The organism is Paramagnetospirillum kuznetsovii (assembly GCF_003284725.1).
In the GTDB taxonomy this organism is placed as follows: Bacteria; Pseudomonadota; Alphaproteobacteria; order Rhodospirillales; family Magnetospirillaceae; genus Phaeospirillum; species Phaeospirillum kuznetsovii.
Genome location: NZ_PGTO01000003.1, coordinates 280,882 through 302,202 on the forward strand (window position 1 = coordinate 280,882; position 21,321 = coordinate 302,202).

Consider the following 21,321-nt stretch of genomic DNA (forward strand, 5'->3'; position numbering starts at 1 on the left):
TCATGCCGACTGCTTGATTCCTGGTACGGCGGCCGAGTCCAACTCGTCGAAGCACGTCACGCGGTTGCGGCCCTGCCGCTTTGCCCTGTACATGGCGTCGTCCGCCAAGCGCTGGACCTCGGCGATGGTGGCGACCTCCGCGTCGGCGACGGCAACCCCGATACTGGCGGTAACCCTAAGGCGTTCCGAGCCGATATCGGGCATCAGCGCCTCGATGTCGGCCCGCAGCTTCTCGGCCAGCAGGCGAGCGCCCTCGCGGACGGTGTCGGGCAGCAGGACGCAAAACTCCTCGCCGCCGATGCGCCCCACCAGATCGCTCTGGCGGATCCCCTGTTCCAGACAAAGCGCCGCCGCCCGCAGCACGGTATCACCGGCATCGTGGCCGAAGCGATCGTTGACGCTCTTGAAGTGATCGAGATCGACGAACAGCATGGCGAACGGCGATCCAGTCCGCCGCGCCTGGCTCAGCGCCCCCTCGCACAGCCCGTAATAGGCCCGAGCGTTGAGCAGGCCGGTCAATGGATCGCGGGCCGCCATATGGGCCAGTTTCCGGTTGGCCTCGACCATGGCGTGGTGAAACGAGATGGAGCGAGCGGCATAGGCGTGGAAGAAGGCGCTGATATAGACCATGCCCAGCACCACCGTGATCAGCGCCCCCGGCGAATAGGGTGTCGGCAGATGGGGATTGGCGACGATCACGATGGCGATGGACGCCGCCGTGATGGCGATGCCGATGCGCGAGCCCAGAATCAGATAGACGCCCGGAAGGTTGAGAGCGAACCAGATGGCTCGCAATTCATCGGGACCGTTGAACAGCAGCACCATGACGTATTGCGCCAGGGCCAGGACGGCATAGGCCGGAGCCACGAGGCGCATGCGCTCGGGATGGCCGCGCAGGATAAGGAAGGCGGCGACGCTGACCGCCAGGAAGCCGCGCCCCACCATCACATAGATTGGATCGTAAAGGGGCGGCCCCGCCAGCACGGCCAATTGAAATAGTGCGGTGATGGTGATGGCGAAGACCAGCACGGCGCAGGTGAAGCGATACTGGAACTGGTGGTATTCGTCGCCCTCGCGGAAAGTGGCGTTCCCGAATACGACGCGCTTCAGCTCCATGTCCCAGCCCTTCCAGCCTGAAGCGGCCTAACCTAGCCAAAAACAATATATCTTTCGCGTGGGGCGAGATCAAGCGCTTGGGAACGCCATGCGGGGCATCCCCCTCATACCTAGACCTTCAACGCGCCAAGCCGTCAGTCGCTTGTCATTGAAATCGGCTAAAGCCCGGCCTTCGTCCTTGGGTCATAGCCGTGACGCGGCCCCCATTTCTCCACCAGCGCCTTGAATTCGCCGTTACGATCGGGCAGCACCACCTTCAGAGTGACCAGCTGGTCGCCCCGGATGCCCTTCGGCCCGGCGATCCCCCTGCCTTTCAGCCGCAGCACCGATCCGGTATTGGAATCGGGCGGAATGCTGAGGGCGACCTTGCCCTCGATGGTGGGAACGGTGATCTTTCCGCCCAGGACCGCTTCCTGCACCGAAATGGGGACGTCGAGCAAGATATCCAGTTCGCGGCGGGTGAAGTGGGGGTGACTGTCCACCTTGACGTCGATATAGGCGTCACCCGGCTCCACTCCGAAGGCTCCCATCCGCCCCTGGCTTTTCAGCCGCAGCGTCTGTCCATCCGTCGTTCCGGGGGGAATGCGGACCTCCACCGAGCGTCCGGGTTCCAACGTCACCCGCTTGGTGGCACCGGCCGCCGCCTCGATGAAGCTGACGGTGACCGTCTGTCGGATATCGACGCCACCCTGGGCACCGGAGGCCTGGGCGCGCCCCTTCTCCTTGCGCCGCAGCAGCTCGGACAAGATGTCGTCCACATTGTCGCCGAAGGGCGACCCGGCGCGGCGACCCCCGCCGGGACCGCCGCCGTGAGAGCGCCAGCCCCGTCGCTTGGCGGCGCCGGTCGCGTCGATATCACCGGCGTCGAACTGCGCCCGTTTGGTGGGATCGGACAGAAAATCATTGGCGGCGGTGATTTCCTTGAATCGCTCCTCCGCCTTCCGATCCCCTGGATTGAGATCGGGATGCAGTTCCCTGGCAAGCTTTCTGTAGGCTTTCTTGATGTCGTCGTCGGTAGCGGTCCGCGCCACGCCCAAGACCTGATAGGGATCCTTCACCGCGCCCTCATATCCACATGCGATTCGCGCATGTTACGGAATGTCGGGCGTCAGTGCCATTGCCTAGTTCTTCGCGGTCCAGCTTCCGTCCGGCTGGCGGCAGGCGGTGCCGTGAACCACCTCGTCCTTGCCGTCAACGACGATGGTGGATTGGTAGTCGCGGCAACGTTGGCCCGCCTCGTTGATGCTTTCGCCGGTCGGAGTGACGAAGCCGGAATTGCCGGTCTCGGGATTGCTCCAGCTGACCTTCTCGCCCACCGGGGCGTCGTGCGCCTTGTCCAAGGCGTCGTCGGCCTTGTCCTGGTCGGCCTTGGCCCAAGCCTTGCCCGCCGCCGATCCCGCCCAGGCGCCCAGCAGGCCGCCGACGGCCGTGGCCGCCATGTTGCCGATGCCGCGCCCGAACATGCTGCCGATCAACGCGCCGCCGATGGCCCCGACGCCGGTGCCGACGGCTTCCTTGGTGGGGCCTTCGGCGCAGCCCGTCAGGAGACCGGCCGCGACCACGACGGAAATGAGCTTGCTACGATGTTTCGACATGGGGCGCTCGCGCGTGTGAGGAGTGGTTCGCCTATACAGCTAGGCCCGAATTAAGGCATTTTTACGCTTGAGCATCCAAGGTGAAAAGCCAGTCAGCCATGTCAGCATCGCAAGACGATCCTCTTTCCCTCTTTCACGCATGGATGGGCGAGGCGGAAAAGAACGAGATCAATGATCCCAACGCCATGAGCTTGGCCACCGTGGATGGCGAGGGGCGGCCCAGTGTGCGCATGGTGCTGCTGAAGGGCGCCGACGAGGCGGGCTTCGTCTTCTACACCAATCTGGAAAGCCGCAAGGGCGTCGAGCTGGCCGCCAATCCCTTTGCCGCCCTGTGTTTTCACTGGAAAAGCCTGCGCCGCCAGATCCGGGTCGAGGGCCGCACCCAGCCGGTCACCGATGCCGAGGCGGATTCCTATTTCGCCAGCCGGGCCAGGACCAGTCAGATCGGCGCCTGGGCCTCCATCCAGTCGCGGCCTTTGAACGGACGCTTCGAACTGGAAAAGCGCATCGCCGAATACACCGCCAGGTTCGGGATCGGCGCGGTGCCGCGTCCGCCCCATTGGTCGGGCTTCCGGCTGGTCCCCGACCGCATGGAGTTCTGGCAGGACAAGCCGTTTCGGCTGCATGATCGTTTCATCTTTACCAAAGAGGACGGCGCATGGACACGGCGACACCTGTTTCCGTAACCACCGAGGCGGCCCATGGCCGCCTGATGCGGCTGGCCACCTATGCCTCCACCGCCACCGCGGCGGTGCTGATCTGCGTCAAGCTGGCCGCCTGGGCCGCCACCGGCTCCATGGCGCTGCTCTCCACCCTGATCGATTCGGTGCTCGACCTCGCCGCCTCGGTGCTGAACCTGATGGCGGTGCGCCACGCCTTGCAGCCGGCCGACCGCGAGCACCGATTCGGCCACGGCAAGGCCGAGTCCCTGGCCGGTCTGGGTCAAGCCGCCTTCATCACCGGCTCCGGCGGCCTGTTGCTGGTGGAGGCGGGCGGCCGCCTCGTCCGGCCGGAACAGGTGGTCCACGGCGACTGGGGCATCGCCGTGATGGTGTTCTCCATCGTCGCGACCGCCGCCCTGGTGAGCTTTCAGCGCCACGTCATCGCGCGGACCAAGTCCACCGCCATCTCGGCGGATTCCTTGCACTATGCGGGCGACGTCATGATCAATCTCAGCGTCATCGTCTCGCTGCTGCTGACCATGAACCTGGGATGGTCGGCCGCCGATCCCGCCTTCGCCATCGCCATCGCGGGCTGGCTGCTGTTCAACGCCTGGCAGATCATCAGGGGATCGCTGGACACCCTGATGGACCATGAACTGCCCGATTCCGACCGAGCCCGCATCCGCGATATCGCCAATTCCCATCCCATGGTCCTCGACCTGCACGATCTGCGGACCCGCACATCGGGACGCCAGGGCTTTATCCAGCTCCATCTGGAACTGCCGGGCGAGCTTTCGCTGATCCAGGCCCACGGCATCGCCGACGAGGTGGAAGGCGCCATCCAGGCCGCGTTTCCGTCCTTCGAGGTCATTATTCACGAAGACCCCTCCGGCATCACCGAGCATCATCACGATCCGGCCTGACCGAGGTCACGGCCCGGAGAACCCGGCCAAGGACTTCGCCAGTTGGTGAACCCGCTTGCGCACCTCGGGGTCGCCGATCCGGTAATAGGCCCTGACCAGATCGAGCGTCTCGCGGTTGCCCAGCAAGTCGATCTGGCGCAATTGGCTTTCCGGCAAAGTCCCCGCCGCGTGGGACGGGCAAGTGGCTTTCAACTCGTCACTCATCTCGGCGTAGAAGTAATCCACGTCCACGCCCAAGGCCCGCGCCAGATCGAACAGGCGCGAGGCGCCGATGCGATTGGCGCCCCGCTCGTATTTCTGCACCTGCTGGAAGGTCAGTCCCATGGCCGCCCCCAGGGCCTCTTGGCTGAGGCCGAGGACAGATCGCCGCGAACGCAGGCGCGCGCCCACATACACGTCAATGGGGTTGGGCTTCACGGGAGAATTGCGCCGTCGATTTGACTGAATAGCACTCGTCATGATGCACATCCGCATAAGTTGTGTAGATGCGCAATTTTACCCCCTCAGGAGTGACGTTCAAGTAGTATTCTTTTTAATGCAACAACCACAGTAATATATGCAACTTATTTTTCTTCACTTAAGTGTGTTTTCGGCAACTGTCGATTGATCAAGCAAAAACCCCGGGGCAATGCCCCGGGGTTTCGAAAGTCCGATCGGACGGCTGGATCAGCCGGCGATCTCGCAGCCCGCGAAGAAGTAGGCGATTTCGATGGCGGCATTCTCGGCCGAATCGGAACCGTGCACGGAATTGGCTTCCACCGACTCGGCGAAATCGGCGCGGATGGTTCCGGGGGCGGCATTGGCCGGGTTGGTGGCGCCCATGATCTCGCGGTTGCGGGCGACGGCGCCCTCGCCTTCCAGCACCTGGACGACGACCGGGCCGGAGATCATGAAGTCCACCAGTTCGCCGAAGAAGGAGCGCTCGGCATGCACCGAGTAGAACTGCTGGGCCTGTTCCTTGGTAAGGCGGACGCGCTTCTGGGCGACGATGCGCAGGCCGGCTTCCTCGAAGCGGGCATTGATCTTGCCAGTGAGGTTGCGCCGGGTGGCGTCCGGCTTGATGATCGACAGGGTACGTTCGGTAGCCATTCGTGAAATTCCTTTCGGCGGTTGCTCGCGCCGCGTCATCCATAGAAGATCATCGGCGGCTGCGTTCGCCCTCGGCGGCCGGGGCGCGAGGGACGGCGGGTTATAACGCCAACCGTGTCCAAGAGCAACGGGGTGTTTGTGACATCGCGGCGACCGTGCTATTGACCCGGCCATGCTTCACATCAACGACCTGACCTTTCGCTACGGCGGCCGGACCATCTTCGAGAGCGCCACCGTCCATATCTCCGCCGGACAGCGCGTCGGCCTGGTGGGGCGCAACGGCACCGGCAAGACCACGCTGTTCAAGCTGATCCTCGGCGAACTCCACCTGGATGGCGGCGAGATCAATCTGCGCCCGCGCGCCCGGCTGGGACGCCTGGCCCAGGAAGCCCCGGAAGGCGACATCAGCCTGATCGACTGCGTGCTGGCCGCCGATACCGAGCGCACCGAACTGTTCGAGGAGGCCGAGACCTGCACCGACGGCCACCGCATCGCCGAGATCCACGAGCGCCTGCTGGCCATCGACGCCCATTCCGCCCCGTCGCGGGCGGCCTCCATCCTGTCGGGCCTGGGCTTCAATGCCGAGGCGCAGTTGCAGTCGGTATCGGATTTTTCCGGCGGCTGGCGCATGCGCGTCGCCCTGGCGGCCTCGCTGTTCGCCAGCCCCGACCTGCTGCTGCTGGACGAGCCCACCAACCACCTGGACCTGGAAGCCACCTTGTGGCTGCAAAGCCATCTGGCCGCCTATCCCGGCACCTTGGTGGTGATCAGCCATGACCGCGAATTGCTCAACGAGGTCGCGACCCGCATCATCCATCTGGAAGGCGGCAAGCTGAACGCCTATGGCGGCAATTACGACCGCTTCGAGGCGACGCGGCGCGCCCGCATGGAGTTGCAGGGCAAGGCCTTCGTCAAACAGCAGGAACAGCGCAAGAAGATCCAGTCCTTCATCGATCGCTTCAAGGCCAAGGCCACCAAGGCCGCCCAGGCGCAAAGCCGGGTCAAGATGCTGGAACGCATGGATATGGTGGTCCCGGTGGTGGAGGACAAAGCCATGTCCTTCGACTTCCCCGACCCCGACCCCTTAAGCCCGCCCATCATCGCCATCGACCACGGCGTGGCGGGGTATGGCGACAAGGTGGTGCTGCGCGGCCTCGACATCCGCATCGACATGGACAGCCGCATCGCCCTGCTGGGCGCCAATGGCAACGGCAAGTCCACCTTGGCCAAGGTTTTGTCGGGTCGGCTCGATCTGCTGGAGGGTCAGTTCCGTAAGCCCTCCAAGCTGAAGATCGGCTATTTCGCCCAGCACCAGACCGAGGAATTGCGCCTGGACGAGACGCCCTTCGAGCATATGGCCATGCTGATGAAGGGGCTGCCCGAAGCCAAGGTGCGCGCCCAGTTGGGCCGTTTCGGCTTCGAACAGGACCGCGCCAATGTCAAGGTCTCCAGTCTGTCGGGCGGCGAGAAGTCGCGGCTGCTGTTCGCCCTGATGAGCCGGGAAGCCCCCCACCTTATGATTCTGGACGAACCCACCAACCATCTGGACATCGACGCCCGCGAAGCCCTGGTCTCGGCGCTCAACGCCTATGACGGCGCCGTGATCCTGATCAGCCACGACCCCCATCTGATCGAGCTGACCGCCGACAATCTGTGGCTGGTGGGCAATGGCGAGGTCAAGCCGTTCGACGGCGATCTCGCCGCCTATCGCCGCCTGCTGCTGGACATGGCCCGCGACGCAAGACGCGGCGGCAAGACCGAAGTCTCCGGCGATGCCGCCACCCGCAAGGCCGACCGCAAGGCCGCCGCCGAGGCCCGCGCCCAATTGGCCCCGCTGCGCAAGACGGCCCAAGCCGCCGAAAAGGCGCTGGACGACCTGCACAAGAAGCAAAAGCAGTTGGAAGCCCAACTGGCCGATCCCGCCCTTTACCGGGGGCCGTCGGCCAAGCTGACCGAACTGCGACGGCAGGAGGCGGACCTGGCGCGCAAGGTCGATGCCGCCGAGGCGACATGGCTGGAAGCCCAGGAAGCTCTGGAAGCCGCCCAGGCATAGCGCTTTCGTCCGTCACCGCGACACTGTAGGCTTGACGGAGTCGTGAACAGGCAAGCCTTACTCCGTGGTCGATTTCAACGCCCCTCTCCCACCCCCCCCAGCACTGGACATCAAGCGTCCACCGGAAGAGGTGCGTCAACTGCTCCGGCTATTGATCGGATTGGTGATGGCGCTGATGATCGGCGGCCTGATTGGTGGCCTTTACCATTTGCGCAATGTGGCGCTGGATGGCGCCGTCGCCAGCACTCAAGGCGTCGCCCGACTGTTGGACGAACACCTCGGCCGGACGCTGGCAACGACCGATGCCATCTTATATCGCGGTGCCAAGATCGCCACGGCGCGGGCCAAGGGCGAGATTTCCACCGACGAGGAATTGCGTGAATTCCAGCAGCTGGTCACCAGCCTGCCCGAGCGCGGCGCCATTCTCGCCACCGATGCCGACGGCAATGTCATCGTCAGTACCTCGGCACCAGATTCCAGCAACGTCAACATCGCGTTTCGGGAATGGTTCCAGGATTTGGCGGCAGGCGAGCAGGTCGTCGTCGGCCCCATGTTCCGCAATCGCTTCAACAATCGCCTGATTTTCACCCTCAGCCGCCGCATCTCCGACGATTTGGGCAATTTCGCGGGCATGATCAGCGTGGGAATCGATGTCAGCGTTTTTACCGATTATCACCGCAGCCTGGTGATTGGCCATAACGGCTTCGTCGCGGCCACCACCAAGGGAAACCTGATCCTGCGTCAGCCCGAACCAGAAGCCTTTGTCGATCGCTCGCTGGTCGGCGGCAAATTGGCCCAGGCCGCCGCCTCGGAACCCAACGGCACCCTCCGCTTCACCTCGGATCTCGACGGCATCGACCGCATCGTCTCTTACCGCACCTTGGCCGGTTTCAACGTGGAAGTCAGTGCCGGTCTGGCCGTGGACGATGTTCTGGCGCCCTGGCGAAAGACGGCGCTGTTGCTGGGCAGCGCCATGGCCGTCGTCGCCTTGGGGCTTTTGGGCGTGGCGTCCATGGCCTTTCGCGCCATCCAGCGTGAAGAAGCGATTTCCAGCGGGCTCGAGCGCACCGTTCACGAAAGGACCATGGAATCCGAGCAGCGCGCCTTGGAAGCCCGGCTGGCCAATGACAGCAAGACCCGATTCCTGGCCGCCGCCAGCCACGATCTGCGGCAACCACTGCAAGCGGCCGGTATGTTCACCGAAGTGCTTGCCGCCAATGTGACCACCCCCATGCAGACCAAGGTGATCGACAAGCTGCGACAGAGCATCGAGGCCACCAACTCGCTTCTGACATCGCTACTGGACGTATCCACCTTCGAGGCGGGCAAGATCAAGCCAAAGCTCACCAGCTTCCGCATCATGCCGCTGCTGAACGGTTTGGTGGATCAGGTGGAACCGGAAGCGTCGCGCAAGGGATTGTCCATCGGCGCCATTCCCAGTTCCTCGGTGGTAACCAGCGACGCGGTGCTGCTGGAACGGCTGCTGCGCAATCTGCTGGTCAACGCCGTTCGCTATACCGAGCGGGGCGGCATTCGCGTCGGCTGCCGTCATCGCGGCGCCAAGGTCGCCATCCAGATTTGGGACACGGGTGTCGGCATTCCCGCCGACAAGATCGGCACCATCTTCGACGATTTCACCCGCCTGGACGTCACCCAAGACCGTGGCGCCAGCAAGGGCCTAGGACTTGGGCTCGGCGTGGTCCGTCGCATGGCCTCGGTCCTGGGACACAAGCTCGAGGTAAAGTCCGTCCCCGGCAAGGGATCGTGCTTCACCGTCATCGTGGCTAAGGGGTGATTTTTTCGTCATGCGGACATGGCGCCGGGCGCGCCTCTTCCATCACGACCAACGTCGTCACATGGAAAAGCCACGCCTTTCGGCGCCGCCCCCATATAGGGCGGCACCGCGACCTGCTCCCTCGGGCGGGCGCCCCTTGCGCGGTCCGTGGCCTGCTTATCCCCTAAATTCGCCATAGGAATTTAGGGGGCAGGACACTAGGCCTGCACGTCTAGAATCTGTCCGACGCCCGACTTGCCGACGTCTTCGGGAGAGACGGCCTTGGGCTGTTGCTGCTGAGGTTGCGGGCTCTGCGCGACCACTTGCGCGAACACCTGGGCCGCTTGTTCCTCTTGCTTGATGGGCGTGAGGGGGGCTTGCGACCCGCTGGTGGCTTTCTGCAAGTACTGCGCCGAATTCGCGACGCCGACGGATGATACGTCCATGGTCCTGCCTTTCTGGCTGAACATAAGTAGCTAACGTTAACTCATTCTTCAGGAAATGTCACCACCTGGATTTCATGCCAAGCGTATGGGGTCGTCGGCTATTGTGGCTCGCCCATCAGGTCGCGGGTCATCTGGCCCAGCAGCAACGAGAAGCGACGGTCGTCGGCCCCGCCGATCTTGGCGACCCAGCCTCGCACCGAGGACAGCAAGGAATCGCCGTCGCAGAAGGTGGCGATCAGGTCGATACGTCCGCCATCGATCTTGATATTCGCCGCCTTGGCACGGCCAGCGCAGACGGCGCGCTCGTCCAGGTCGGACGCCGCCCCGGCCACCAGCACGATCCGGAAATTGGGCCGCGCCGCCACCGCCGGGTCCAGGGTCAGGGTGAAGGGGCGCCCCGGAATTCCCGCCGCCATGGCCGCGACGGCGACGCGGCGCAGATCCCCCGAGCCGGAGGCGAAAGGATCGCCCACCACGTCAAGCAGCAGCGGCCCGTTGTTGGTGGCGTAGACGAACGAACTCCAGGTCGCCGGACTGCGAAACCCCGGCACCGTGGACGGTCCGTCGCCGCACCCGCCGACCAGACTGGCCAGGGCGGCGGCACCCAGTGATATAAGCCGCTTCATCATGGCTTGAAGGTGACCTTTGGCGCCGATCCTGTCAACGCGGGCCTGCGGCTAGACGGTGATTTCGCCGCCGCCCGGTGAAGTGCTAGACTGGCTGATCGAATTGCGCTGGATTCCCTCATGGCCGACAATGCCGACCCGTTTCCCGATTTGGATGCCGCCGCCCTGGAGCGCGCCGAGGCCGCCCTGGCCAATTTGGCGACCCGCTATCTTGAATGGGCCGAGGCCGATCTGGTGAAGCTCGAAGCCGCCCTGGCGGCGGGTCGTTTCGACCAGATGTTCGGCATCGCCCATGACATGAAGGGTCAGGGCGCCACCTTCGCCTATCCCCTGGTCAGCGAGTTGGGCAATCGACTGTGCCGACTTGTGGAGACCGCCCCCACCCCTGATGCGGCGCAATTGGCGCGCATGGCGGCCCTGGTGGCGGCCATGGGAGAGATCATTCGCGGGCGGTTTTCGGGGGACGGCGGCGACATGGGCCGCCGCCTGCTCGCACTTTAGAGCCCCTGAATTTCCCTAAAGCCCTGGACGATCAACCGGGCACGGGCCGATTGACGGGCGTTGAGCGTCTTGGCGATGGCATCGCGCGCGGCGGCCGCTCCCTCTTCCCCCGCCGAGGCGGCAAGGTCGTACAATACGAAGGCGCGGACGGGATCCTTGACGAACAACCCGTCACCCTTGGCGGCGTGACCGCCCAGCGCCATGGTGGCCTCGGCGTGCCCTTGGGCCGCGGCGGCCTCCAGCCAGACGATGCCGGCCGCCATGTTCAGCGGCAGATCGATGCCGGTCACCAGCGCGCTGCCAAGATGGTATTGCGCCTCGGCATGACCGGCGCGGGCGGCGGCTTCCAGGCGGCGTTCGCCCTCCACCATCCCTGGCCGCACGAGGCTGATCTTTTCATCGCCCCCGGCGGGCTTGGCGGCATAGAGCACGGCGCCGAAGGGCAGCCCCTTGCGCTCGGCGTCCTTCAGGCTCCACTCCTCCTCGGTTGGCATCCGCCAGAAGCCCTGGCGGGCAAGCAGCAGACGACCGAGCCGGAACTGGGCTTCCACATCGCCGTAAAGGGCGATGGCGACCCGCAGCCAACCCTCGACGGCATCGTCATTGGGCGCGACCCCCAGCCCCTTGTCGAAGGCCTCGGCCAGAATCATGGGGGCGCGGGCGTCTCCGGCGGCGGCGGCGGCGGCGATCCAGGCGGCGCCGTCCTGGCCACCCAATGAGGCGATCTTTCCGGCCAGAACCATCTCGGTCCAGCGGGTGCGGGCCTCGGCATTGCCGAGGACGCCGGCACGATACAGCCACTGGCCGGCGGCCACCGTATCGCGGCCGACGCCCTGGCCGCGTTCATAGGCGGCGGAGACATCCAGCGCGGCCAAGGCATTGCCGTTGACCGCCGACAGGACCAGCCAGGACAGGGCGGCGTGATGATCGGTCTTGACGCCGTGGCCGTCGCGATAGGCCAGCCCAAGCTGATGCTGCGCCTCGGCCTCTCCCCTGGCGGCGGCGGCCATAAGGAGGGTCAGATGGCTGTCGGCGGCCGGTTTGGCCGACTTGACCGCCTTGCCCTTGGCAGGCTTGGCGGTTTCGGCCTGGACCGACAGCGGCAAACCGATTGCGATCAGCGCGGCGACGAATGCAGCGATCCTCATGAGGTACGGCTTTCCAAGTCCCTGGAGATGGGGGCGCATGATTCCACTTCCCGCGAGCGAAGGCAATCGGAGCTTGGAGGCGGGCGGCGTTTCTCCGGTAGCCTGCGACGCCCCAGCAAGGCAAACTGCCGGAAGACGCGGCGTGGAACGGACAATGAGCATGGGCAAGGGTGTCTTGATTGGGGTAATGGCGCTGCTCTGGGCAGGCTCGGCCATGGCCGAGCAGGTTCGGCTGACCTTCCTGCATGTCAACGATATCTACGAATACAGGCCGGTGGGCGGTCAGGGTGGGCTGGCGGAATTGATGACCCGCCTGGACGAGAAGCGCGCCAGCGTCGCCAATCCCGTCTTCACCTTCGGCGGCGACCTGCTCAGTCCGTCACTGGCCTCCAACATCACCAAGGGCGCCCATCTGATCGAATTCTTCAACGCCCTGGCGCCCGCCGCCGCCGTCCCCGGCAATCACGAATTCGATTTCGGCGCCGCCAATTTCGCCGTCAGAATCGGCGAATCCCGCTTCCCCTGGATCGGCAGCAATGTACTGGGGTCCGACGGCAAGCCGTTCGGCGGCATGCTGGCCTCGCTTCTGACCGAGATCGGCGGCGTCAAACTGGGCTTTCTCGGCGTGCTGACGAGCCAGACATCCCGAATGAGTTCCGCCGATGGCGTCACCTTCGCCGACGAGAAATCCACCGCCCTCGCCATGGCCCAGGAATTGCGCAATCGCGGCGCCGAGGTGGTGATCGCCCTGACCCATCAGGATATGGACGAAGACCGCCGCCTGGCCTTGAAGGCGCGTGGCATCGACCTGATCCTGGGCGGCCATGATCACGATCCCATCAGCTATAAGGAAGACGGAGCCCTGGTGGTCAAGGCGGGTCACGACGCCCAATTCCTGGCCGAGGTGGAAATGCTGGTCGACCGGCCCGATCCCGGCAAGACCGGCCCTACCACGGTGACGCCGCTGTCCTGGCGCTTCACCCGCGTCGCCGGTGCGCCCCCCAGCCCCAAGCTGGCCGGGCTGGCGGCAAGGGTGGACGCCCTCTTGGGCGACGCGCTGGAAGCACCGCTGGCCACCCTGACCACCGCCATGGACAGCCGGACAGGAGCGGTGCGCGGCGACGAATCCGCCATCGGCAATCTGTTCGCCGATGCGCTTCGCGCCCATTTCAAGGCCGATATGGCGCTGATCAATGGTGGCGGCCTGCGGGGCAATCGGCAATACGAGCCGGGCACCGTCCTGACCCGGCGCGACATCCTGGCCGAGATGCCGTTCGGCAACGCGGTCATGGCGCTGGACATCACCGGCAAGCAAATGCTGGCGGCACTGGAACATGGCCTGTCCGCCGTTGCGGCCAAGGCCGGGCGCTTTCCCCAGGTGTCGGGCCTCGCCGTCACCTATGATTCCACCAAACCCGTGGGCAGCCGGGTGATCTCCGCCCTGGTCAACGGCAAACCGCTGGAGCCCCGCCGGGTCTACCGTCTGGCCACCACCGACTATCTCGGCAATGGCGGCGACGACTATAAGGTGCTGACCGAGGCCACGGTGGTGGTGGACGCCAGCGGCGGACCGCTGCTGGCCAATGTGGTGACCGACTACCTGACCACCCAAAAGACCGTCGCCCCAAAGGTGGAAGGCCGGGTGGTGGCGGTCAGATAGGACGCCTTGTGCTCTTTCCGTTCCCCCTGTAGTCTCCGGCCATGTCCGACGCTTCCCGCATTCTGCTGCCCCATTGCCCGGTCCTGGTGACGGGGGCCAGGGGCGCCGTGGCGTTGGAGCCGGACGGCGAGTTCAAGCGGCTGTCCACCCCTCAGGCGGCGCGCTACGCCCGCAATGAATCGCCGCTGGTCTGCCACGGCCCGGCGGTGGCGGCCAAGTTGGGCCTGGACGATTTCATCCGCCTCGACATCCTGGAACTGTTCGCCTTCGTGCGGCCCGCCCGCTTTTGCCTGCCGACGCCGCGCGGCGTGGCCGAGTCCTTGGGCTTGCCTCGCCCGGCGGATATAGAGGACGAGGCCGAGGCGCTGTTGAGCGCGACACGGCGCCTGCTGGAGGAACTGGCCCGCGCCACCGCCGCCGAGAAGGCGTCCAAGGCGGTCGATACCCGTGGGCTGGCCTGGATGATGGCGCGGTCGGGCTGGGGCTGGGGCAGCCCCGTGCTGGCGGCGCTGGGCGTCCAGGGCGATGCCGGGCGCGGCGGCGGAGCCGCGCGGGTGTGGGAGCGGTTGCCGGAATGGAATGAATTCGCCCCCGAGCCGCCCGCCAGCAGCCTTCCCGTGGAGCCCGCCGAGGCCCGCGACCGCCTGGCTGCCATGCTGGGCGCCGGGGCGGAGCAGCGGCCCAGCCAGGCCGATTACGCTTCCGCCGTCAGCCAAGCCTTCCAGCCCCGCGACAAGGAGGGCGCGCCGCGTCTGGTGCTGGCCGAGGCGGGCACCGGCACCGGCAAGACCCTGGGCTATATCGCGCCCGCCAGCGTCTGGGCCGAAAAGAATACCGCGCCGGTGTGGATCAGCACTCATACCCGCAACCTGCAACGCCAGTTGGATTTTGAACTGGACCGCCTGTTCCCGCTGCCCCACGACAAGGCGCGCAAGGTGGTGATCCGCAAGGGCCGCGAGAACTATGTCTGCCTGCTGAATTTCGAGGAACAACTGAACCGCAACCGCAATCAGGACGCCCATGCCCTGGGCCTGATGGCGCGCTGGGTGCTGGCGACGCGGGATGGCGACATGGTGGGCGGCGATTTCCCCGGCTGGCTGGTGGATCTGCTGGGCCGGGCACGCACCATGGGCATGGCCGACCGCCGGGGCGAATGCGTCTTTTCCGCCTGCTTCCACTACCGCAAATGCTTCATCGAGCGCGCCGTGCGCCGGGCGCGCCGCGCCGACATCGTGGTGGCCAATCACGCCCTGGTCATGGTCCAGGCGGCGCTGGGCGGCCTTGACGACGGTTTCATGCCGACGCGCACCGTGTTCGACGAAGGCCATCACGTGTTCGACGCCGCCGACGCGGCGTTCTCCGCCCATCTCACCGGGTTGGAGGCCGCCGAGTTGCGGCGCTGGCTGCTGGGACCGGAGGGCGAGGCGGCGTCGCGCTCGCGGGCCAGGGGCTTGCAGCGCCGCGCCGAGGATCTGGTGGGGCATTCCGAGGACTGCGTGCGCGCCCTGGAACAGGCCCTGGCGGCGGCCCGCGCCCTGCCCGGCCCCGGCTGGCTGCAGCGCCTGGGCGAAGGCGCCGCCCATGGACCGTCGGAGACCTTCCTGGCCCTGGTGCGCCAGCAGGTCTATGCCCGCGCCCCCCACGGCGATTCGCCGTTCAGCCTGGAGACCGAGAGCCGTCCACCGCTGCCCGACCTGCCGCTGGCCGCCGCCGATCTGGCCCAGGCGCTGGGGCGGCTGGGGGCGCCCTTGCAGGTGCTGATGAAATCCCTGGCAAGCCTGCTGGACGACGAGGCCGCCGATCTCGACTCCTCCACCCGCTCGCGCATCGAGGGCATCTGCCGCTCCATCGAGCGCCGCGCCCTGCTGCCGCTGGCCGGATGGAAGGGCATGCTCGACACCCTGGCCAGCCCCCTCCCCAACCCTCCCCCGGCACAGCCGGGGGAGGGAGGGCCCCGCGAAGCGGGAGGGTGGGGGCAATATGTGGACTGGCTGTCGGTGGAACGCATGGACGGCCGCGACATGGATGTGGGCATGCACCGCCACTGGGTCGATCCCACCATCCCCTTCGCCAAGGCGGTGGTGGAGCCCTCGCACGGGGTGGTGATCACCTCGGCGACCCTGCGCGACGGCTCCGGCGATACCGAGGTTGACTGGCGGGCGGCGGAACGGCGCACCGGCGCCGCCCATCTGCCCGGCGCCGCCTTGCGCGCCGCCATGGCCTCACCCTTCGATTATCCGGCCCAGACCAAGGTGCTGATCGTCACCGATGTGCGCAAGGACGACATGGATCAGGTGGGCGCCGCCTATCGGGAACTGTTCCTGGCGTCGGGCGGCGGCGGGCTGGGCCTGTTCACCGCCATCTCGCGCCTGAGGGCGGTGCACAAGCGCATCGGCGGCCCGCTGGAGGATGCCGGTATCCCCCTGCTGGCCCAGCATGTGGACAATATGGACACCAGCACCCTGGTCGACATCTTCCGCGCCGAGGAGGAATCCTGCCTGTTGGGCACCGACGCGGTCAGGGACGGCGTCGATGTGCCGGGCCGGTCGCTCAGGCTGATCGTGTTCGACCGAGTGCCGTGGCCGCGCCCCGACATCCTGCACAAGGCGCGCCGCGCCCATTTCGGCGGCAAATCCTATGACGACATGATCACGAGGCTGCGCCTGAAGCAGGCCTTCGGGCGGCTGGTGCGCCGGGCGGGCGATCACGGGCTGTTCGTGCTGCTGGACCCCATGATGCCGTCGCGGCTGTTCGGCGCCTTTCCCGACGGCGTCGTGCCGGTCAAGGTGGGACTGGCGGAAGCGGTGCGGATGACGACCGAGTTCCTGGCGCGGGAGTAATTCCGACGAGCCTTGGCGAGGAGTTGCGGGCAAGGCCCGGCGCGCTCCATGGCGCGAAAGCCAAGCCGCCGGAGGCGGCGCCCGGCGACTGAGGGACAAACAACAGACCCTATTCCGGGCAGATCAGTTCCACCGTGTCGTTCCCCACCGAAATCTCGGCGGGCAGGCGGGCGACGATGTCGCCGTCGCCCTGGACCGGGGCGCCGCGCGGGCCGGTGATCAGCAAGGTGCGGGCCGAGATCACCTGGACCTCGGGCAATTCCGACAGCTTGCCCATGGGCAGCGCCAGACCGTAGCGCAACACGCCGCTGATGCCGCTGTTGGGCAGGATGCAGACTTCCAGCATGGGTTCTTCCAGACTGGCGTCGGGGGCGGCGATGAAGGGACCGCCGTAGAAGCGGCCCTTGCAGGCGACCACCATGCGGCCCTCGTATTCCACCCCGTCGGCGCGGATACCCAGCTTGGGGAAATCGTAGCCCACCGCCTGTTTCAGGCTTTCCACCACATAGGCCAGCTTGCCGGTGCGGCGCTTCAGGGCGACGTTGACGCCCGCCACCACATGGGCGTCCAGCCCGGCCCCGGCCATCAGCAGGAAGCGGCGGCAATTGGCCACCGCCACATGCACATGGCGGGCGGGGCCGAAGGCGATGGCGCGGGCGATCTGGTCGAGATTGCGGGGATCGAGGCCGATCTCGCAGGCCAGCACATTGGCGGTGCCCAGGGGAATCACCCCCAGCGCCAGTCCGCCCGATCCGCGCCCCAATCCGTTCAGAACCTCGTTGACGGTGCCGTCGCCGCCAGCGGCGATCACCGCGTCGTAAAGGTCGGGTGAGGCCTGGGTCGCGAAATCCTCGGCATCGCCGCGCTGGCCGGTTTGCTTGGAGGTGACGGCGCAGCCCAGCAGTTCCAGGCGCTCGATCACGTCCAGCAGGCGACGCTGCTTGTGGCGCCCGGCGGTGGGGTTATGGACGACCAGCACCCGACGAGGCGTCGTCGGGACACAAAGGGCGGCGGCGGAATCCGTCATGCGAGGTGATTGCATGACGCGGTGTATATCGCGACGGCGAAGCCCAAAGTATTAAATTAATGTTACAGAATTAATTCGGATTAATGAAATGTAATCTGCGGGAATCAAAATATATGTACACGGAGACCCGCAAGACACTAAAAGCATACAGCAAGGTCTATCGAGAACTGTGATCGGATGTTTAACCGATGAACGCCAATCCAGACACAAAGCGGCGTTACAGGACCATCTGGATTTCCGATATTCATCTTGGAACCCGTGGCTGCAAGGCCGACGATCTTCTGGATTTCCTCAAGAACACCGAGTCGGACACCCTCTATCTGGTGGGCGACATCATCGACGGCTGGCGCCTGCGCCGCTCGTGGTACTGGCCCCAGGCCCATAACGACGTGGTGCAAAAGGTGCTGCGCAAGGCGCGCAAGGGCACCACCGTCTTCTTCATTCCCGGCAATCACGATGAATTCGCCCGCGAATATCACGGGCTGCTGTTCGGCGACATCAAGTTGGAAACCACCGTCATCCACCAGACCGCCGACGGCAAGAAATTGCTGGTGCTGCACGGCGACGCCTTCGACGGCGTGGTCAAGCATGCCAAGTGGCTGGCCCATCTGGGCGACGGGGCCTATACCCTGGCGCTGGGCCTGAACCACTGGTTCAACGTGGTGCGCCGTCGCATGGGATTTCCCTATTGGTCGCTGTCGGCCTATCTGAAGCACAAGGTCAAGAACGCCGTCCAGTTCATCGCCGACTACGAACAGGCGGTGGCCGAGGAAGCGCGCCGCCATGGTGCCGACGGCGTTGTCTGCGGCCATATCCATCACGCCGAAATGCGCGATCACGGCGGCATTCTGTACTGCAACGACGGCGACTGGGTCGAGAGCTGCACCGCCCTGGTGGAGAATTTCGACGGATCGCTGGAAATCCTCCATTGGCTGGGACGATCCGCCGTCTCCACCGTCACCGAAAGTCCCATGACCGCAGGTCACGGCCGCGACGGCGGCCGCGCGCCACATGGCGCGGAAGCCTAGGGGTGCGGAGCACCCCGCCCGGCGCTTGAGGGCGCCTGAAGCAAGGAGAAGGTATGCGCATACTCGTCGTTTCGGATGCTTGGCGTCCTCAGGTCAATGGTGTCGTCCGCACCCTCGACACCCTGAAGGGCGAGCTGGAACGCACCGGCCACGACGTGGTCATGGTCACGCCGGACCGGTTCCGCAGCATTCCCTGTCCCACCTATCCCGAAATCCGCCTGGCGTTGCGCCCCGGTCGCAAGCTGGCCCAAATGATCGAATCGGCGCAGCCCTGCGCCATCCACATCGCCACCGAAGGCCCGCTGGGCTGGGCGGCGCGGCGCTATTGCATCCGCCGCGGCCTGCCCTTCACCACCGCCTATCACACCCGCTTCCCCGAATATATCCAGGCCCGCTTCCGGGTGCCGTTGCGCATGTCCTACGCGGTGATGCGGCGCTTCCACGGCGCCTCGTCCTCGGTGATGGTGGCCACCCAAGGCATCGAGACCGAACTGGTGCGGCGCGGCTTCGGCAATATCAGCCGCTGGTCGCGGGGCGTCGATACCGAGATGTTCCGCCCCCGCCCCGAGGCCAAGGGCGAGTCCGGCCCCTTCGCCGGATTGCCCCGCCCCATCTTCCTCTATGTGGGTCGGGTCGCGGTGGAGAAGAACATCAAATCCTTCCTCGCCCTCGACCTGCCCGGCACCAAGGTGGTGGTGGGCGATGGCCCCCAATTGGACGAGATGAAGCGCCGCCACCCCGAGGTCCACTTCACCGGCGCCAAGTTCGGCGAGGAACTGGCCACCCATTATGCCGCCGGGGACGTTTTCGTCTTCCCGTCGCGCACCGACACCTTCGGCCTCGTCCTGCTGGAAGCCCTGGCCTCGGGCCTGCCGGTGGCGGCCTATCCGGTGCCCGGCCCCAACGACGTGATCGGGGCGCATCCGGTGGGCGTGCTGGACGGCGACTTGCGAAGGGCCGCCCTGGGCGCCCTCGATCTCGATCCCATCGGCTGCCGCGCCTATGCCCTGGAGTTCTCGTGGTCGGCCGCCACCCGACAGTTCGTGGACAATCTCGCCCCGTTCGAGACTTTTCCCATGCCGGGGCGGCAGGCGAAGCGATTGTCAGTGGCCTGAGCGAGGACTAGACTCAAAGCCCAATGCATCGCTGTGGGGGCTTAAAGTCCATGACCAATCCAACCCGGCTTCCCGCTTGGGCCGCTCTTGAGGCAAGGGCGGCCAAGATCGGCGCGCGCCCCATGCGCGATATGTTCGCCGCCGACCCCGACCGTTTCCGCTCGTTCTCGCTGCTTTTGGGCGACCTGCTGCTGGATTATTCCAAGAACCGGATCGACTGCGACACCATGGGGCTGCTGGAAGCCCTGGCCAACCAGTCCGGGGTGAGCGAAGCGCGCGACGCCATGTTCTCGGGCGAGAAGATCAATGCCACCGAGCGCCGGCCGGTGCTGCATGTGGCGCTGCGCAACCGCTCGGACCGACCCATGCTGGTGGATGGCCACGACGTCATGCCGCAGGTCAGGGCGGTGCTGGCCAAGATGAGGGACTTTTCCGACCGGGTGCACTCGGGCCGGTGGAAGGGCGCCACCGGCAAGACCATGGCCACCGTGGTCAATATCGGTATCGGCGGCTCGGACCTGGGGCCGGCGATGGTGACCGAGGCGCTGAAACCCTATCAGCGGCCCGATCTGGCGGTGCGCTTCATCTCCAATGTGGACGGCAGCCACGCCGCCGAGGTGTTGAAGGCGTGCGACCCGGAAACCACCCTGTTCATTGTGGCGTCCAAGACCTTCACCACCCAGGAGACCATCGCCAACGCCACCACCTGCCGGGATTGGCTGGTCGGCACACTGGGCGAGGCCGCCATCCCGAAGCATTTCGTGGCGCTGTCCACCAATGGCAAGGCGGTGGCCGAATTCGGCATCGACACCGCCAATATGTTCGAGTTCTGGGATTGGGTGGGCGGGCGCTATTCCCTGTGGTCGGCCATCGGCCTGTCCATCGCGGTGGCGGTGGGATTCGACCGCTTCGAGGAATTGCTGGACGGCGCCTTCGCCATGGACGAGCACTTCCGCACCGCGCCGCTGGCCGCCAACATGCCGGTGATCCTCGCCATGCTGGGGGTGTGGTACGGCAATTTCCTGGGCGCCCAGGCCTATGCCGTACTGCCCTATGACCAGTATCTCCACCGGCTGCCGGCCTATCTGCAGCAGCTGGACATGGAGAGCAACGGCAAGGGCACCGCCAAGGACGGCAGCCCCGCCACCTGGCAGACCGGCGCCATCGTGTTCGGCGAGCCCGGCACCAACGGCCAGCACGCCTTCTATCAGTTGATCCACCAGGGCACCAAGCTGATCCCCTGCGACTTCCTGGCCGCCGCCGAGACCCATAATCCGCTGGGCGAGCATCACCTGATGCTGCTGTCCAATTTCCTGGCCCAGCCGGAAGCCCTGATGCGCGGCAAGACCGAGGACGAGGTTCGCGCCGAACTGACGGCGGTCGGCATGAGCGAGGCCGAGATCGCCTTCCAACTGCCGCACCGGGTCTTTTCCGGCAACCGACCGACCAATTCCTTGCTGTATCGCCGCCTCGATCCCCGCACGCTGGGCATGCTGATCGCGCTGTACGAGCACAAGGTCTTCGTCCAGGGCGTGGTGTGGGACGTGTTCAGTTTCGATCAGTGGGGGGTCGAGCTGGGCAAGGTGCTGGCCAAGAAGATCCTGCCGGAACTGTCGTCCACCACCCCGGTCAGCGGCCACGATTCCTCCACCACCGGCCTGATCGCGCAGTTGCGGGCGTGGAGAACCCCCCATCCGGGCTGATTAGAGAAATTCTGG

Annotated in this window: 19 protein-coding genes; 10 read left to right on the top strand and 9 right to left on the bottom strand. The window is 65.7% G+C overall.

Annotated features, from left to right (window positions below; translation table 11 throughout):
• The 3 genes from CU669_RS06215 to CU669_RS06225 form a co-directional block, all read right to left on the bottom strand.
• Complete coding sequence (locus CU669_RS06215) at positions 1 to 1,116, bottom strand: GGDEF domain-containing protein (RefSeq protein ID WP_112142948.1); 1,116 nt, start codon at positions 1,114 to 1,116, stop codon at positions 1 to 3.
• Between the two features lie 158 nt (positions 1,117 to 1,274).
• Entirely contained in the window at positions 1,275 to 2,174 is a 900-nt protein-coding gene (locus tag CU669_RS06220; protein WP_112142949.1) for a DnaJ C-terminal domain-containing protein, read from the bottom strand.
• 63 nt (positions 2,175 to 2,237) lie between these two features.
• Entirely contained in the window at positions 2,238 to 2,711 is a 474-nt protein-coding gene (locus CU669_RS06225) for an RT0821/Lpp0805 family surface protein (protein WP_112142950.1), read from the bottom strand.
• Between the two features lie 98 nt (positions 2,712 to 2,809).
• Between CU669_RS06225 and pdxH the strand changes: the two genes are divergently transcribed.
• Both pdxH and CU669_RS06235 read left to right on the top strand, forming a co-directional pair.
• Positions 2,810 to 3,397, top strand: a complete 588-nt coding sequence (pdxH, locus tag CU669_RS06230; RefSeq protein WP_112142951.1) for a pyridoxamine 5'-phosphate oxidase — start codon at positions 2,810 to 2,812, stop codon at positions 3,395 to 3,397.
• Positions 3,370 to 4,296: a cation diffusion facilitator family transporter gene (locus CU669_RS06235; RefSeq protein ID WP_146747681.1), complete on the top strand. Its 927-nt coding sequence runs from the start codon at positions 3,370 to 3,372 to the stop codon at positions 4,294 to 4,296. The genes pdxH and CU669_RS06235 overlap by 28 nt, the downstream gene beginning before the upstream one ends.
• A gap of 6 nt (positions 4,297 to 4,302) precedes the next feature.
• On the opposite strand, the gene CU669_RS06240 is transcribed toward CU669_RS06235, so the two are convergent.
• Positions 4,303 to 4,755, bottom strand: coding sequence for a helix-turn-helix domain-containing protein (locus tag CU669_RS06240; RefSeq protein ID WP_112143050.1), 453 nt, complete (start codon positions 4,753 to 4,755; stop codon positions 4,303 to 4,305).
• A 207-nt stretch (positions 4,756 to 4,962) separates the two neighbouring features.
• Positions 4,963 to 5,385 (bottom strand): nucleoside-diphosphate kinase, encoded by a 423-nt coding sequence (ndk, locus tag CU669_RS06245; RefSeq protein WP_112142953.1) that lies wholly within the window; start codon positions 5,383 to 5,385, stop codon positions 4,963 to 4,965.
• 172 nt (positions 5,386 to 5,557) lie between these two features.
• Between ndk and CU669_RS06250 the strand changes: the two genes are divergently transcribed.
• Positions 5,558 to 7,438 carry an ABC-F family ATP-binding cassette domain-containing protein gene (locus tag CU669_RS06250; RefSeq protein WP_112142954.1) on the top strand — a complete coding sequence of 627 codons (1,881 nt, stop codon included), beginning with the start codon at positions 5,558 to 5,560 and terminating at the stop codon, positions 7,436 to 7,438.
• Positions 7,439 to 7,568: 130 nt separating this feature from the next.
• On the top strand, positions 7,569 to 9,233 hold the full coding sequence (locus CU669_RS06255) for a sensor histidine kinase (protein ID WP_239988571.1): 1,665 nt from the start codon (positions 7,569 to 7,571) through the stop codon (positions 9,231 to 9,233).
• Between the two features lie 197 nt (positions 9,234 to 9,430).
• Here the strand turns inward: CU669_RS06255 and CU669_RS06260 are convergent, their stop codons facing one another.
• The gene (locus CU669_RS06260) at positions 9,431 to 9,658 is read right to left on the bottom strand and encodes a hypothetical protein (protein ID WP_112143051.1); all 228 of its coding nucleotides are present in this window, start codon (positions 9,656 to 9,658) and stop codon (positions 9,431 to 9,433) included.
• Between the two features lie 98 nt (positions 9,659 to 9,756).
• Positions 9,757 to 10,287, bottom strand: coding sequence for a hypothetical protein (locus CU669_RS06265; RefSeq protein WP_112142956.1), 531 nt, complete (start codon positions 10,285 to 10,287; stop codon positions 9,757 to 9,759).
• Positions 10,288 to 10,404: 117 nt separating this feature from the next.
• On the opposite strand from CU669_RS06265, the gene CU669_RS06270 reads away from it, so the two are divergent.
• Positions 10,405 to 10,785: an Hpt domain-containing protein gene (locus CU669_RS06270; protein ID WP_112142957.1), complete on the top strand. Its 381-nt coding sequence runs from the start codon at positions 10,405 to 10,407 to the stop codon at positions 10,783 to 10,785.
• On the opposite strand, the gene CU669_RS06275 is transcribed toward CU669_RS06270, so the two are convergent.
• On the bottom strand, positions 10,782 to 11,933 hold the full coding sequence (locus tag CU669_RS06275; protein WP_112142958.1) for a tetratricopeptide repeat protein: 1,152 nt from the start codon (positions 11,931 to 11,933) through the stop codon (positions 10,782 to 10,784). The genes CU669_RS06270 and CU669_RS06275 overlap by 4 nt on opposite strands.
• A gap of 154 nt (positions 11,934 to 12,087) precedes the next feature.
• On the opposite strand from CU669_RS06275, the gene CU669_RS06280 reads away from it, so the two are divergent.
• Together CU669_RS06280 and CU669_RS06285 are read left to right on the top strand one after the other, a co-directional pair.
• The gene (locus CU669_RS06280; protein ID WP_239988572.1) at positions 12,088 to 13,593 is read left to right on the top strand and encodes a bifunctional metallophosphatase/5'-nucleotidase; all 1,506 of its coding nucleotides are present in this window, start codon (positions 12,088 to 12,090) and stop codon (positions 13,591 to 13,593) included.
• Between the two features lie 41 nt (positions 13,594 to 13,634).
• Complete coding sequence (locus CU669_RS06285) at positions 13,635 to 16,433, top strand: ATP-dependent DNA helicase (protein WP_112142960.1); 2,799 nt, start codon at positions 13,635 to 13,637, stop codon at positions 16,431 to 16,433.
• 109 nt (positions 16,434 to 16,542) lie between these two features.
• Here the strand turns inward: CU669_RS06285 and CU669_RS06290 are convergent, their stop codons facing one another.
• Complete coding sequence (locus CU669_RS06290; protein ID WP_112142961.1) at positions 16,543 to 17,460, bottom strand: diacylglycerol/lipid kinase family protein; 918 nt, start codon at positions 17,458 to 17,460, stop codon at positions 16,543 to 16,545.
• A gap of 188 nt (positions 17,461 to 17,648) precedes the next feature.
• Between CU669_RS06290 and CU669_RS06295 the strand changes: the two genes are divergently transcribed.
• Genes CU669_RS06295 through pgi form a run of 3 tightly spaced genes read left to right on the top strand, consistent with a single transcriptional unit; the run spans position 17,649 to position 21,306 of the window.
• A complete protein-coding gene (locus CU669_RS06295) occupies positions 17,649 to 18,488 on the top strand; it encodes a UDP-2,3-diacylglucosamine diphosphatase (protein WP_112142962.1) in 840 nt (279 codons plus the stop codon).
• Positions 18,489 to 18,541: 53 nt separating this feature from the next.
• Complete coding sequence (locus CU669_RS06300) at positions 18,542 to 19,603, top strand: glycosyltransferase family 4 protein (RefSeq protein ID WP_112142963.1); 1,062 nt, start codon at positions 18,542 to 18,544, stop codon at positions 19,601 to 19,603.
• Between the two features lie 50 nt (positions 19,604 to 19,653).
• Entirely contained in the window at positions 19,654 to 21,306 is a 1,653-nt protein-coding gene (gene pgi, locus CU669_RS06305) for a glucose-6-phosphate isomerase (protein WP_112142964.1), read from the top strand.
• Positions 21,307 to 21,321 lie beyond the last annotated feature (15 nt).